This window comes from Leptolyngbya sp. FACHB-321 (genome assembly GCF_014695975.1).
In the GTDB taxonomy this organism is placed as follows: domain Bacteria; phylum Cyanobacteriota; class Cyanobacteriia; order Leptolyngbyales; family Leptolyngbyaceae; genus Stenomitos.
The window spans coordinates 292538-307564 of the sequence record NZ_JACJPI010000058.1 but is presented as its reverse complement, the minus strand read 5'-3'; the positions used below and the strand labels follow the sequence as shown (position 1 = coordinate 307564).

Annotated in this window: 11 protein-coding genes and 1 tRNA gene; 5 read left to right on the top strand and 7 right to left on the bottom strand. The window is 45.8% G+C overall.

Annotated elements, in window-relative coordinates; translation table 11 throughout:
* The first annotated feature begins 49 nt into the window (after positions 1-49).
* Positions 50-1783 (top strand): ATP-binding protein, encoded by a 1734-nt coding sequence (locus H6F76_RS12190; protein WP_190508495.1) that lies wholly within the window; start codon positions 50-52, stop codon positions 1781-1783.
* Between the two features lie 809 nt (positions 1784-2592).
* Positions 2593-3576, top strand: a complete 984-nt coding sequence (locus H6F76_RS12185) for an RNA polymerase sigma factor, RpoD/SigA family (RefSeq protein WP_190455108.1) — start codon at positions 2593-2595, stop codon at positions 3574-3576.
* A 279-nt stretch (positions 3577-3855) separates the two neighbouring features.
* On the opposite strand, the gene H6F76_RS12180 is transcribed toward H6F76_RS12185, so the two are convergent.
* The gene (locus tag H6F76_RS12180) at positions 3856-4503 is read right to left on the bottom strand and encodes a CmcI family methyltransferase (RefSeq protein WP_190508493.1); all 648 of its coding nucleotides are present in this window, start codon (positions 4501-4503) and stop codon (positions 3856-3858) included.
* Between the two features lie 439 nt (positions 4504-4942).
* On the opposite strand from H6F76_RS12180, the gene H6F76_RS12175 reads away from it, so the two are divergent.
* Positions 4943-6154, top strand: coding sequence for a methyltransferase domain-containing protein (locus H6F76_RS12175; protein WP_190508491.1), 1212 nt, complete (start codon positions 4943-4945; stop codon positions 6152-6154).
* Between the two features lie 215 nt (positions 6155-6369).
* Here H6F76_RS12175 and H6F76_RS30465 read toward each other — a convergent pair whose 3' ends face one another.
* From H6F76_RS30465 to H6F76_RS12155, 4 genes are all read right to left on the bottom strand, one after another.
* Positions 6370-7266 (bottom strand): class I SAM-dependent methyltransferase, encoded by an 897-nt coding sequence (locus tag H6F76_RS30465; RefSeq protein ID WP_190508489.1) that lies wholly within the window; start codon positions 7264-7266, stop codon positions 6370-6372.
* Positions 7184-8374 carry a glycosyltransferase family 4 protein gene (locus H6F76_RS12165; RefSeq protein WP_190508487.1) on the bottom strand — a complete coding sequence of 397 codons (1191 nt, stop codon included), beginning with the start codon at positions 8372-8374 and terminating at the stop codon, positions 7184-7186. Before H6F76_RS12165 ends, H6F76_RS30465 begins: the two co-directional genes overlap by 83 nt.
* The gene (locus H6F76_RS12160) at positions 8374-10278 is read right to left on the bottom strand and encodes a glycosyltransferase family 2 protein (protein WP_190455090.1); all 1905 of its coding nucleotides are present in this window, start codon (positions 10276-10278) and stop codon (positions 8374-8376) included. The genes H6F76_RS12165 and H6F76_RS12160 overlap by 1 nt, the downstream gene beginning before the upstream one ends.
* Positions 10279-10485: 207 nt before the next feature.
* The gene (locus H6F76_RS12155; RefSeq protein ID WP_199305588.1) at positions 10486-10914 is read right to left on the bottom strand and encodes a DUF4359 domain-containing protein; all 429 of its coding nucleotides are present in this window, start codon (positions 10912-10914) and stop codon (positions 10486-10488) included.
* Between the two features lie 263 nt (positions 10915-11177).
* Between H6F76_RS12155 and H6F76_RS12150 the strand changes: the two genes are divergently transcribed.
* A tRNA-His gene (locus H6F76_RS12150) sits at positions 11178-11250 on the top strand.
* 245 nt (positions 11251-11495) lie between these two features.
* On the opposite strand, the gene H6F76_RS12145 is transcribed toward H6F76_RS12150, so the two are convergent.
* Positions 11496-11882 carry a hypothetical protein gene (locus H6F76_RS12145; protein WP_190508486.1) on the bottom strand — a complete coding sequence of 129 codons (387 nt, stop codon included), beginning with the start codon at positions 11880-11882 and terminating at the stop codon, positions 11496-11498.
* A 308-nt stretch (positions 11883-12190) separates the two neighbouring features.
* On the opposite strand from H6F76_RS12145, the gene H6F76_RS12140 reads away from it, so the two are divergent.
* Positions 12191-13843, top strand: a complete 1653-nt coding sequence (locus H6F76_RS12140) for a DUF2079 domain-containing protein (protein ID WP_199322061.1) — start codon at positions 12191-12193, stop codon at positions 13841-13843.
* Between the two features lie 38 nt (positions 13844-13881).
* Here the strand turns inward: H6F76_RS12140 and H6F76_RS12135 are convergent, their stop codons facing one another.
* Entirely contained in the window at positions 13882-14799 is a 918-nt protein-coding gene (locus H6F76_RS12135; protein WP_190508484.1) for an SDR family oxidoreductase, read from the bottom strand.
* Between the last annotated feature and the right edge of the window lie 228 nt (positions 14800-15027).

Here is a 15027-nt window from a genome sequence, read left to right as displayed (position 1 = left end):
ATGTCTGCTGCCTAGACATCGCTTGATCAGTGAAGTTTAGAGTAATTGAATGGCTCCAGAGCAACCACTCGGTTCCGTCGTTCAGGGCTCCCTTAGTCAGGGGCTAGAAGTCCGCTTGCACCCCGATGTGTTTGTGGAAGATATGCGCGTAGGCAAGTTTCTGGTGGTGCAGGGAATGCGATCGCGCTTCTTTTGTATGCTCACCGACGTTTCTCTGGGTACAGGTAGTCCCCGCATTCTTGCCAATCCACCTGATCCCAACAGTTTTTTGCAGGAAGTTCTTGCTGGTACAGGCACCTTTGGCACGATCGCCTTAACGCCGATGCTGATGTTTACACCAGGAGAAGCAGTTAGCGATCGACCGTCAACCGTTAGCAACCGGAAAGCTGAAAGCCGAAAGCTAAAAGCTGAAAGCGCCGGTTCTTACACCGCTCAAACTAGTGCAGACATCGAACTGCTTCCAGTCAAAACAATCCCCGGTCACTTTAGCCAGGTTTATGATGCTAGCGAGCGAGACTTTCGGGCAGTCTTTGGGTGGGAGGATGACCCAAGTAGACGGAATTTTGCGATTGGGCAACCGATCGATATGGCAGTGCCCGTTTGCATTGATCTCGATCGCTTTGTTGAGCGCAGCAACGGCGTCTTCGGTAAATCTGGGACGGGGAAATCGTTTCTGACACGGTTACTGCTATCAGGCATCATCCGCAAACAGGCAGCGGTGAACCTTATCTTTGATATGCACTCCGAATATGGCTGGGAAGCCGCACGCGAAGGCAAGCAGTTCAGCACAGTCAAGGGGCTTCGGCAACTGTTTCCGGGTCAGGTGCAAATTTACACCCTTGATCCGGACTCGACAAAGCGACGCGGCGTACGGGACGCACAAGAGCTTTATATCAGTTTCGATCAGATCGACGTAGAAGATTTGATGCTGGTGCGGGGTGAACTTAATCTGTCGGAAGCCAGTCTAGAAAATGCGATTATTCTTCGCAATGAGTTTGGCAAAGCCTGGATTAGCCGTCTATTAGCAATGAGCAACGGCGAAATTCAAGAGTTTTGCGAAACCAAAATGGGCAGTAAATCTTCAATCATGGCGTTGCAACGGAAGCTCAATCGTCTAGATGAGCTGAAGTATATTCGCCAGACCTGCCCGCACAATTATGTCGGACAGATTTTAGAGTCGATCGAAGCCGGTAAACACGTTGTCGTCGAGTTTGGCTCTCAGTCAAATCTACTGTCCTATATGCTGGCAACAAACGTGATCGCACGTCGCATCCACCATGCCTATGTTCGGAAAGCCGAACAGTTTTTACAGACCAAGAAGGTGAGCGATCGCCCGCGCCAGCTTGTGATCACGATCGAAGAAGCACATCGCTTTCTTGATCCCTCGACCGTGGGACAAACTATTTTTGGCACGATCGCCCGTGAAATGCGAAAGTACTTCGTCACTCTTTTGGTGGTCGATCAACGTCCATCCGGTATCGACAACGAAGTCATGTCTCAGATCGGGACTCGCATTACAGCGCTGCTTAACGACGAGAAAGATATTGATGCCATTTTCACTGGCGTTTCGGGCGCACAAAGCCTGCGATCAGTGCTGGCAAAATTAGACTCCAAGCAACAAGCTTTAATCCTGGGTCATGCGATCCCGATGCCAGTCGTCGTTAAAACTCGTCCTTATGATGAAACCTTTTACGCTGAAATCAGCGAACCTGCCTGGGAAGAATTGCCAGCAGCAGTAGTTTTCAAAGCGGCTGAAGCAGCCAAAGCTGACCTCGGTTTTTAAGCAGATAGCAAGCTCTGAATCATCATAACCGTCTCCTTATACCAGCCTCTTCCTTCACTTCTTCACCCTTTCATCCCATCACCTCTTTACGCAGGTTGTAGCTGAACTCCTTTGACTCGTCTTAGAAAGTAGCGACGGTGATGAATCTACTAGCAAAGCTCGAACGTAAATCATTCAAGGGTGCCTTAAATCAAATGTATTCAACGACCTACCTGAAAGTGGTGCTACCGTTCGGTTATCCCTCTTATCTAGGACTGTTCAGAAGCAAACAATCAGGTCATCATAGGGTATGAAGCAATGTACCGCGCAGCAGCACAACGCAGTTAATATCCTATTCAATCGTCTCCAAAACCTTAAGACATCTGGAGCTTTGTATGCGACTTAAGAGGGACTACTCACCCGGTCGGGTCATACTATAGGGCGAAACTAAAAGACTTTGGTTGCGTCTATAATGTAGGCTACGATCAGATGCAAAGTCATAATGATTCCGTCTTAGTGCTTCAGTTGCCGTCTAAACCCAGTCATTTTAAGTGTTCTGCTCAATAGTTGAGTGCTTTCGCATTAAGGAAATTGTTCTCTAATTAGTTGTCTTTAGTGAACTGAGAGCACTCTAATAGTGTTCTAGTTCTCCACTAGAAAACAAGTATCGAAAGCTAAAGGCTTGACAGTCAGGTTAAAGACTCTAGATCCGAGAGAGTTGTCCTGATATAGAACGTTTGTCTCTAATGTCCTAACTGATGTTGCTTAGGGCGCTAAGTTTCGCTTCAGTCCTAGTTCCCTGTCCTTTGTCTACGGAGTTGTACGCATCCATGGCTACTGCCAATACCAAATCTAAAGCTACGAAGCCCACTTTTACGGCAGATATGGTTCGTACCTACCTGCACGAAATTGGTCGCGTGCCGATGCTGACCCATGAACAAGAAATTATTTACGGTAAGCAGGTGCAGCAAATGATGGCGCTGCATGAGCAAAAAGAGGTGCTTGCCCAAACGCTTGACCACGAGCCGACTGCCAAAGAACTCGCGGACCATGCTCAAATGAGTGAAGAAAGCTTCAAAGAGGTGATGCTGCGGGGTCAGCGGGCTAAACAAAAAATGATCGAGGCGAATTTACGCTTGGTTGTGTCGATCGCTAAAAAGTACCAGAAACGCAATCTAGAATTTCTGGATCTAATTCAGGAAGGCACGATGGGTCTGGAACGCGGCGTTGAGAAGTTTGATCCCATGCGTGGCTACAAATTCTCAACTTACGCCTACTGGTGGATTCGGCAGGCAATCACGCGAGCGATCGCTCAACAGGCACGCACGATCCGTCTACCCATCCACATCACTGAAAAGCTCAACAAGATCAAAAAAGTGCAGCGCGAGCTGGCACAAAAGCTCGGTCGTAGTGCGACTGCGGCTGAGATCGGGGTTGCTCTAGAGTTGGAACCTGCTCAGATTCGAGAATATCTGACGATCGCACGTCAGCCCGTTTCTTTGGACCTGCGCGTTGGCGATAACCAGGACACCGAACTGCAAGACTTGTTGGAAGATGATGGTCCTTCTCCTGAAACCTACATGGCGCAAGAATCGCTGCGTCAAGACTTGGAAACGCTAATGGCTGACCTAACGCCACAGCAACGGCAGGTCATTGCACTGCGTTATGGTTTGGAGGACGGTAACGAACTGTCTCTTGCGAAGGTTGGTGAACGCCTTAGCCTTAGCCGTGAACGGGTACGCCAGCTTGAGCGCCAAGCACTTGACCATCTGCGTCGCCGCAAAGCGAACGTACGAGAATATCTTGCTAGCTAAACTGTACGCTCCTTAAATAAAGTAGGGGACAAGCACTATCTAGTACTTGTCCCTTTCTCTTTAAACTGATTTAAGCATCTTGCTAACGTTGTGGCATTGCTGCACTTATGATTGCACTTTACCCGGCAACGTTTTGAACTATCTAGTCTATACTCTGCTGGATCAACCAATCTTCCCCTAGCAAAGGATGCTACAGCAGATGCAATCGCTCAAGCATTGACCATCATCCTATCTAATACTTAAACGGTTGCATAAGCGCTTTCTAACCAAGTGATAAAGTTAGTACATTCTCTTTAAGTAGCCACTTGGATTAAATGTCATAAGAAATTTTTCTTTTGAAGTATCCACAGAGAAATTCTGATTTTTACTTAAGAACTCCTCCACAGCTTCAAACCCGCTTTCACCAAACGAGGGATAAGCAGGGTGCCCATTAGTGTTGGTATCTTCGACAATGAGGTAGCTACCAACACTAACATAAGGTGCAAGGAGAGCCATTTCTGCTACAATATGTTGCTTAGAATGATCAGAATCCAGAATCACCATACATTTTTTTGGCAGTCGGACATTCAGTAAAGAGTTAACTAAAGCTGGATCAGCACTGGAACCTTGAACATAGTTAATTCTGGAATGCTGTGGTCTGCCAGGATAGTCGAGAATATAGATCGTGATGATCTCACCATGCCCACTAATATTAAGCATATGTGCCATAAACAGAGCGCTACCACCCATATGCTTACCTGTTTCAACAATCAAGTCGGGCTGGGTTTCAGCAACAATTTCTTGATATATCCACATATCTAACGGACATTTCAGGCATTGCACATTCATCCAGTAAGTGCGTTCAGAAATGTGCCCTTCACTCTTAGGACCGTCATAGTAAAGGTTATGAAAGTCGTTGACAATGTCTTTTTGTTCGCGTTGAAGCATGATAAAATACTACCGTTAAAAGAAACTTATCGGTTGCCCGTCAAAAATTTACTATAGTGCTTATATAAATACTTAAAAATTTATACGGTCATCATTTTATTGTGTTAGCCAAATGTCGCTTAAGGCGAGACTAACATAAGCAGACAAAATGTTTACTCAAAGGTTAAATTAGTTTTATTGAGAATTATATAAATTTTCTGACATTCCAAACTTAGAACCTTTTTATTCAAAGTACAAGTACTACTACACTCTGGAATAAACCTTCATGTCATCAAAGTTCCAAATTGTTGTAGGCTTACCCTTTACTTCAATAATTGAATAGCAAATCTTAGTAGCTAGAATTCACAAGATTTATCTGCATCATCAAGAAAAAGGTGGGCAATACAACCTAGTTCGATCTATAGCTTTTAACCTCCATTCCTACAGAGCAAATTTGCGTATGACTTCTACCTCTGGTCAAGTAAAAAACTATCCTTTAGTAGAAATTACAAATGAGAACGAATTAGATGAAAACAACAGCTCAAAAAAACAATTAAATTTAATTGGCAATAACAAACGAGTCGTTGATTTTGGGTGCGCTACAGGCTACTTTGCTCAATTCCTCAAGCAAAGAGGCTGTTATGTTGTAGGAGTGGAACTGAATCCTGAAGCAGCAAAAATTGCAGAACATCACTGTGATCAAGTACTCGTCGCTGATTTGGATTTTATCTCTATTCCAGAGATTCTACGTGACCAAAAATTTGAAGTAGCTGTCTTCGGTGACGTTCTGGAGCATTTACGCGATCCTTGGCGGGTTCTGGAAGAAGCTCGCCAGATCTTGCAGCCTGGCGGCTATGTTGTTGCCTCAATTCCCAATATTGCTCATGGTGCAGTGCGGCTTTCACTCTTGCAGGGTCATTTTGAATATGCTGATTTGGGTCTTTTAGATAACACCCACCTAAGATTTTTTACACGGAAAACGGTTCAAGAATTATTCGAACGAGCAGGCTATACGGTGGATATTATTGACCGTACAATTGTTCCAGTATTCTCTGGCTCGTCGTACTATGTACCTGATGTGGAACGGCAATCCCTAAGTGATGAACTGATTCACCAAGTTGAGCAAGCAGAGGATGCAGATACTCTACAGTTTGTTCTACGTGCGTTTCCAATGACTCTTGAAGGCAAGTATGCCGCACTAAACCTAAAGCACTCACGTGTTAATGAGCAAAATTTGCAGCTACAAACAGAGTTATCAAACTTTCAAAACCAATTAGAGCAAACGCAGGCTCAGTTGGAGCAAACTCAGAACCAATTAGGACAAACGCAGGCTCAGTTGGAGCAAACTCAGAACCAACTAGAGCAAACGCAGGCTCAGTTGGAGCAAACTCAGAACCAATTAGGACAAACGCAGGCTCAGTTGGAGCAAACTCAGAACCAACTAGAGCAGACGCAGGCTCAGTTAGAGCAAACTCAGAACCAATTAGGACAAACGCAGGCTCAGTTGGAGCAAACCCAGAACCAACTAGAGCAAACGCAGGCTCAGTTGGAGCAAACCCAGAACCAACTAGAGCAAACTCAAGAAAGAAATGTTGCTATGGAAAGCAGTAAATTCTGGAAAATTAGAAAGGTTTGGGTGCAATGTAAGCAAAGGATAGGTTTAAGAACATGAAGTAGTCACAATTGACTTAATCACTCTTCAATTCTAAGAAGATAGCTGTTTCTAGGTACTTGGAGGCAAGTAGGCTGAACGCTATAGTGATGGAATGAATGAGGTCAAAATTATGTTTTAGAGACAATATAGCGCTCCTATCTAGTTTGTGAGAAAAGATTTCAGTGGAATCTTTTCTCACAAAGCCTTTAAATCTCATAGCTGATTTAGGACTGCTATATAACTGCTATATAAGGAATGCAAGTTTGCAGTGAAGCCACCTTGCGAAATGGAAAGTCGTCATAGCTCTGTCCGCAGCGCCAAAGATGATGACCTGTTGCAGAAAGATAAAACGTCTCCAAGTCATCTTTCAAAGTCATTAGCGTTTCGTCGCATTGCTTGTCAGTATCACTGCGTAAACACTCAAACTCTTGCAACCGCTTCTGACGATAAAAAATCTCTCTAAAGATGTCTTCGTCATACTGAGTGCCATTTCCCTGAACTACAAGGTCGATACAATGAATTGAAAAGCCTCCAGGCTTTAAAAACTTGTGAATACCATCAAAGACTTCTTTAATCCCCTGTTGAGGAATGTGCTCTAGTACAGACACAGAATAAATGCAGTCAAAGGATGACTCGGCATAGCCAACTAGATCAGCATTAAAATAGCTTCTAACTAAATTAACATTTGGAAATTGCTGAGCGTAAGCCTCATACTCAGTAGGACCATTACCCATACCCTCATAAGGGTCAACTAAGGTAACGTCATAGCCTAACTCTGCAAGCATACCTGCCACTAGCGGGATCCCGCCTCCAATCTCTAACAGCTTGCCGCCTAAAGGTACAGCACCTAAAACGGCTTTAATTGTCCAAGGTCTTTGAACGTTTTTAAGATCACCATTGAGGTAGCAAACTTGAGGCATATTGTCAGCGCTATCACAAAAGTCTCTGACAGTGGCGTAATTTAGCGCTGATGTTTCTTTCTGACTGTAGCGCTCAGTCAAGAAATGTTTGGAATGCTCGTTTAATAATTCAACTGGCTTAGGTAACTCAACTGGCTTGAGTTCTAACGGTTCCTGTTTTGGTTTTCTCGCTCCTGAAAACAGTTTCGTAAAAGGCTTTAAGGTTTTCACTACTTGTTGACCAACTAAGGTATTTTTTCGCAAAATTCACTGAGCCAGAGCTTAGTTTATCGTACAGCTCCTTGTTATCAAGCAGCAGTTTAACAGATTCAACAATACTGAGAGCATCAGCTACAGGCAAGACTAAAGCATCTTTTTTGTTTTCCATTAACAAGCCGAGGTTAGCAGCGGGGAGTATTACCGGTTTACCCATTGCTAAAAACTCAGGTAGCTTGGATGGAAAGCGGTAATCATTGAAAGCATCCGATCGTCCTGGCTGCACTAATACATCTGCTAAAGCAAGTATGTCTGGCAGACGGTCGCGATCAACAAAGCCTAGCTCTATCGAATACCGTTGTGCCCAGCGGTCATCCTCGCCTAAAATGTTGACCGACCCTTGACCAGTACGAACCAGCATTGTTGGATAACCCTCTCGGTTTAACATTGCTGTTGCCAGATACAGACTTCTTACTTCATGGGCATTAGCTGGATGAACATTGCCTGTGTAGCATAATACAGCACTATTTAGGGGTATACCTAACTCTAATGCCAGTTCGGGATTACGCGCTCTTGGAAAAAACCAATCTATATCAGCACCAGGGTAGAGAAGCAGTGTCGGGGTATAGTCAGGAACAAACTCTTTAAGTCGATCGATAATAACGGTTACACCATCAGCAGCTTTAAGAAATTGGTGGTATTTGAGAGGGTGTGAAAGATGTGGAGGAATTGAATCAGGACAGTTATTACATAAGTCTTTGTAGGACGTTTGTAAAAACTTTTCCAGAATGTGCTCTTCATTATCCTCAAGATGGATAAAAAGCTTGAAGTCGTAGAGTTCTTGGAGTCGTTTGCAGTAGAGCCTAACAACTTCTCGTGGAGTCCAAGCATGTACGATGTCTGGACCTCTACCATCAGGAAACACATCTTTAATCTGATGAATTTCATCAAATTCAATCGTTTTATATAGATGTTTACCAAGGACCGAGATAGTCTCTTTACTATGAGGAACTGCGACAACACAGTTTAGCCCCTGGGCAACTAAGCAATTAGCAAAATGATGAACGTGTACAGCACTATTAGCTCTGAAATCAAAGTAAAGAACAAAAAGGACATTCTGCATCAGTACACTTTGACTCCATAATCGCAACGCGCCACATCAAAATTCAGGTTGTAAAAGGGATCGCCTGCTTCAATATAGTGTTGCCATTGATCTAGTAAAAGATAGCGATCGACAAGGTCATAGTAATTACGACGGGTTACGGATTCGTGATGGATTAAGACAGCGCGCGGTGTAAAAATGATGCGCTTTCCAAGGTTAACAAGTTTCATACATAAATCAACGTCCTGATAGTGAGTAAAGAAATGCTCATTAAAATGATTGACCGCCTGAAAATCATGTTTTCGAACCATCATACAGGCAGCAGTCACAGCAGAAACCTCACGCGCACAAACTAGAGAGCCAGCGTAACCATCAACATCCGACGGAAAGCCCCTCATAATGTGATCAGCCGTTCCTCGACTGCCCATTACAACGCCCGCATGTTGTACTGTCCTATCTGGAAACAGCAAAAGTGCCCCAACAGCACCAACATCAGGTTGCTCTGCGTAATATAAAAGCTGCTGTAGCCAATCTTCGGTGAGCACCTCTGTATCATTATTTAGGAAAACCAAATATTCGCCGTTAGCATAGGTTGCTCCTAAGTTATTTGCCCGAGAGTAATTGAAAGTGCCAGGAAAGTTTAAACGTTTGATAGGGTGCTGCCGCATTGTTTGCAATGCTCTTGGATCGTCTGTTTCGTTGTCTACCAAAACTACTTCAAAATTTGGATAGTTAGATAGAGTAAACAGACTGTTTAAGCAGCGCTCTAAATGGTCTGGGGCGTTCTTAGTAGGAATGATTATACTAATCAGCGGATGCTCGGTACGAGGAGCTGAAATAAGACCTAATCGATGATTGCCAAGACTCTTTGCCGTAGCTGGCAGCCCTAATCGTTCTAAATGTGAACGCACTGCTGCTTGCTGAAGTACTTCGACAGCAGGTTTCGCTTGAGGATCACTAGCAACACTTCCTTCGATTTTGCGCCAATGATAAAGAATCTTCGGAATATGACCAATATTTTGAGTAATTTCGGAAAGGCGTAACACTAGCTCATAGTCTTGGACACCGTCGTACTGGCGATCAAACCCTCCAGCAGCGACAACTAACTCTCTTCGTATGCTTAGAAAGTGACCCACATACATGACGCCGCGAAAGTATTCTGGCGACCAGTCAGGCTTAAAAAATGGTTCTATATAATGAAGACCAGAGGAATCAATTTTATCCTCATCGGAGTAAACCAGATCAAAACCTTGCGAAAGCTTTTTTAGAGACGCTTGTATAGCATCTGGTGTGAGCGTATCGTCATGATCAAGAAAGCAAACATAGTCACCACTGGCAAGTTCTAAAGCTTTATTTGTGGCAGCACTAATACCACCAGATGGCTGTAATAAGACCTTGATTCTAGGGTGTTTTTGAGCAAGTGTTTCAAGAACACTTCGGATCTCACTGACTGTTGAGCCGTCATCAACAATGCACCACTCCCATTCTGTCGACGACTGATGCAAGACACTCAATACAGTATCAACGAACCAACTGAGTGATGAGTTAAATGTTGGTGTAAGAATGCTGATTTTAGGAGTGCTTGCTTCAAAGCAATTAACTTGCTCTTGGATTACAGGGTCAATTTTTTTCCAAAATTCACTAGGAGTGATTTCAGGAGGAACGACTACGGGAGCTGGCGTTAAAGGAGCAGGTTCAACGTAAGAACGCCATTTATCTTTAGCGTTCGTCAATAGCCGCGTCGCCAGCCTCAAAGTAGGCTTTAAAGCCATGCCAGGGTAGCGTCGAACTAGCGTTTTAGCATTAAGCCATCGAGTTCGCAGTTTCCAAAACTTACTGCTTTCCATCGCTTGAATTACAGCTTGACTATGCTGTAATTCAAGCTGCGTCCGATGCAGTTCGGAGTTCAAGGTTTCTAGATCCATCTTGATTTATCCGCTTGTGATTGCGATGAGCTGGCTGGTAGAACGTTATGAACGTCTATAATTTACCTTACGGTGGCGTGTCCTACCAAATTTGAAAGGATAATTGTTTACTCAACCCGCATAGTTTAGTTTGAGTTTATTAATGGATGGTTTGTAAGCCCATACCTGTTTCTTTCAGCTCAAAACTCACCTTCACCCCTTTCTCTGTCACCGCTTTTGCGTTTTATAAATGATGAACTGTCCCAGCGCACCAACGCTTTCGACATGGTAGGACGGCAAGTCGGGGCTAATAGACAAATTTGTGGTGTAGCGGCTGAAGAGGACGAAATTTTGTCGCTGCGTACCTTCGGCGATAATTTGTTTGATTTTGGCTTGGTTTGACTCTAGCTCTGACTGGCACACCCGTTGCAACCCAAAAGTTGTTGGTACTTTGGCACAGACTTCCGATTTCAAGTAGGCGATCGCAGCCTGTGTGGCGAAATCATCGTAAGCGTCCTGCTCTGGATTGGTGATTGCCAGCGCCCCACCTAGCCCTAAAAGAACACACCCACCGACGATCGCGCCCGTTTTGATCTTTTTCATGCTGCTGCCGTCAGTCATTGCAGTCGTTTGTCTAAGCTTGAGACGGTTCACCATTGCAGGTTGTTTCAACCTCGCTAATCGTTGTGTTGGCAAGGATTATGCGCTAAAAGCGAAACAAAAGCCAGCTTTTGACCTTTCTCCGGATGCTTTTAGGAAGGCACACTGCACTCAATTATGGCGAGTCTTGTCTAAGCCAGCACAGTTTCTGATTCAGCCAGGCATCTGTCAGTGAAGGTGTCGTATGCGGTTTGTTATAGAGAAATTAATTTAGGGTAACGACATCTTTGCCATTCAAATGCTACAATCAGTATCGCACGGCGAGCGTAGCCAAGTGGTTAAGGCAGAGGATTGTGATTCCTCCACTCGTGGGTTCGATCCCCATCGTTCGCCCTTCTTTTGTACAGTGACTAGCTAGTGTCATCTGTGACAAGTGATTGTCGTCGTAATAGTTTGCTGCCGCTGAGCTACTGGTAGCAGATTAGTATTTTTCAGTGAAAAATTGAACGCTATTAGTGGCGGCAACCGATTTTACGACGGTCAAGCGTTGTAAGGTTTCCCGGTTGATTAGCTACATCCATACAGATATAACTATTGCCATTCCTTTGCCTGGGAGATGTTATCACTCTTTCCAACCCTTACCTGAAAGACTCAGCTAAAGCCGTCTTCGATCGCGCTACCGAAAGCCGTACTCGCTCTATCTGCGAGTCATAGGCAGCTTTTTGCTGCGGCGACGCATCGCCTGGGTTAGCCCTTAAAATTTGCTCATAGTAGCGAAAAATTTGAAACGCATAGCTAGCGATCGCAACCTGCTCTTGAGATAGCGACCTGACCCGCTCTACTAAAGCAGCACAGGTAACAGAGCTTGGTAAGACAAAAACATCAGCATATAGTGGCGGCACGACATCAGCCCGTTTTGCCAATTCGTCTAGTAGCCCAATCGCTTCCTCAGATAGTTCCCCATCAAAATCAGCTAACGAATTAAGCAGGGCTACCAGAAGGAATTTTGAACGTTTCTGCTTCAATTTAGACCTGTACAGCGGTAATCAATTCCTTCAGAATTCTAGCAAAACTTAACCTCATGGTTTCTTTCAGTTGCCCTTATCACTGGTGATAGTGGCGATCGCCTGTACCCTTTTTCTAACTTGCCGACCAAACTTGTGGCGTTAATCAGTGCGTGGTAGTCACAGATGCCTGCATAAAAGCAATTTGCGCTTTTGATACAGCTAGATTGAGCAAGGTGGTGGGGTAGGATGCTATAGGCTATTCTCTACTCGCCGAGCGATCGGTCATACCCTACCCAAAACCCTGTACCCTCTTAGAACTTAGAGGCATGAGTCCCAAAATGCGTTTACAGCTAGCAGTGAATCGATCGACGTTTGCTCTGCGGCAATGGGTGGCTCATCCAGTCATCAGAGTTGCCTTGCTATTCGTTGTGTGTTGTGTACTGCTGCTGTTGTATCGCCATTACAGCCTCTTTAGCTCTTATGACCAGGGCATTTTCAATCAAATTTTCTGGAACAGTCTGCATAGCAGGTTCTTTGAAAGCTCCTTATCGTCTGGATTATCGGCAGAGGTAACGCTTCAGGGTGCGATTCCCCTCGTGTCGTACCGTCATCTGGGGCAGCATTTTAATCCGATTTTTTTACTTTGGTTGCCGTTTTACGCGCTGTTGCCGTTTCCAGAAACCCTAAGTGTGTTGCAAGTGTTGCTGGTCGCGGCGGCCGGGTTGGTGCTCTATGTGCTGGCACGGCAGTCGTTACCACCAAAGCTTTCAGCCGCGATCGCTATCAGCTTTTATGGTGCCAATGCGGTGGTGGGTCCGACATTGGGCAATTTCCATGATTACAATGCGCTGCCACTGCTGATGTTTAGCTTGCTGCTGGCGATGGAAAAGCGCTGGTGGATTTTCTTTTGGGTGCTTGCGCTCCTTGTTTTGAGCGTGCGAGAAGATGCGGGTGTCCCGCTGTTGAGTGTGAGCATCTATCTCGTCATTAGCCGCCGCCATTGGCGTGTGGGCGTGGGTCTCTTTGCACTTGCAGTCGCCTATATTCTGCTGTTGACTAATCTGGTTATGCCTGCTTTTTCGCCCGATGTTTCGCAACGCATGATTGTGGAGCGCTTTGGTCAATATACAGGCGAGAAAGCAGCGTCCCCAGTGGAGGCGATCGGTGCGATGTTGGCACAGCCGGGTCAACTGCTAGCAGAATTATTTTCGCGCTTTCCTAAAAAGCTGTACTACCTGTTTGACCAATCCCTACCGCTGGTGCTAGTGCCGTTAATTTCTGCGGATGCCTGGCTTTTGGCAGCGTTTCCACTGCTGGAATTGCTGCTGATGAAAGGGGAAACTCCGTTGGCAATTAATATTCGCTATGCCACGTTGGTTGTACCAGGTTTCTTTTATGGGGCGATTCTTTGGTGGTCGAAGCATCCAACAGCTTTCAAACCCAGAATCCAAAGGATTTGGAGCGTATGTCTGGCGCTCTCGCTGTTGTTTACAGTGACCTCTAATCCCAATCGGACGTTGTCGTTCCTGGTGCCTGATTCGATTCGTCCGTGGGTTTACTTACCGCTGACACAGCAGATACCGCACGCAGCGCAGGCGCGTAGCGTCATGGCACAGATCCCGGCTCAAGCCAGCGTGGCTGCAACAACCCCTTTAGTGCCACCGTTGTCAGGTCGGCGGGCGATCGTCCGGTTTCCGCATTCCACTCAGTTTCGCAATGAGGCGTTACAGGCTGAAAATGTTGATTACATCGTGGCTGATTTGTGGCAGTTTCAGCAGTATCAACCTGCCTTTAGGCTCGATCGTGATCTGTTGCAAGCCAGTGTCACAGCCATTAATCAATTGCTGCAAACCCAGACCTACGGTATCCAGACGTTTCAAGACAATGTTGTGCTGTTACAGCGTAATGTAGCAACCCGTCCAGAGCTTGCGGCACAATGGCTCGAGTTTACCAAGCAATTGCCTGCTCCAAAGCCCTAAGCAGCGCCCATGTTTACAATGCGGTTCTTGTTCTCCCCTTATCCTTCTCCTAGTCCTTTCCTCCTCGTTTCCCAGTCCTTCGCCACGCGATCAATGCCATAAAACTGCTGCCAGAAGCGATCGACCATCCAGGTTGGCAGCACACGGCGCATCATAAACAGCAAAAAATCACCACCCGTTGCAGCGACATAGCGCGATCGTGGTCGGCGTGCTGTCATCGCTTTGATGATTACATCGGCAACCTGTTCCGAAGTCCAGGCATTGGCGCTAGTTTGCTGCTCTAGCTGCGTCAATTTTTTCAGCGCGGCACGATACGGTGTTGCTTCTGGATCAGGTATGCCCTGCTTCACTTGTTCACCAGATACACTAATAAATTCTGTGCTGACCGGTCCTGGTTCGACTACGCTGACCCGAATGTTAAAGGGTTGCAGTTCCATACGTAGAGAATCACTGAGGGCTTCGAGGGCAAATTTAGAGGCGCTGTAAAGCCCGCCGATCGGAAAGGCAAGGCGACCGCCGAGGGAACTAACGTTGATGATCCGACCACCACCACGATCGCGCATCTGAGGAATGAGCGCCTGAGTAAGCGCCAGTGGTCCTAAAAGATTCACCGCAAACTGCTGCTGGCAAGCCCGAATCGGCACCAACTCAAGCGGTCCCATTTGCCCATAGCCAGCGTTGTTAATCAGAATATCCACTTGCCCAAAGTGGCTCAACGTTTTCTCAGCAAGGGCGATCGCTTGGTCTACTTGCCCTAAATCTGTCACCACAGTCAAAACATCCGCACCCGCCTCCCGACAGTGCTCTGCTACCATATCCAGCTTGTCTCCCTGTCTCGCTGCTAGCACTAACCGAATGCCCCGGAAGCGCGCTGCCAGAACTTTCGCCAGTGCTGCACCAATGCCAGTTGAAGCACCTGTGATTAGAACAACTTGTGTAGTTAGGGAATGGGACATAGGGAAGAGGAGTGAAAGAGTGAGGAAGGGAAAGAGTAAGGAAGGGAAAGAGTGAGGAAGGGAATAAGGGAATGGCGAAATTTTACACGCGATCGTGGGTGGGCTTTATCTGTCGATTGGAGGTCATTGCAGCCAGTTTAAGCCAAAAGATATAAGCCTTTTAGTCTAAGAGCTTTGGTTGTAGCCTTTTGTACGATCACTACTGACTCATTTTTACTGGCTATTACC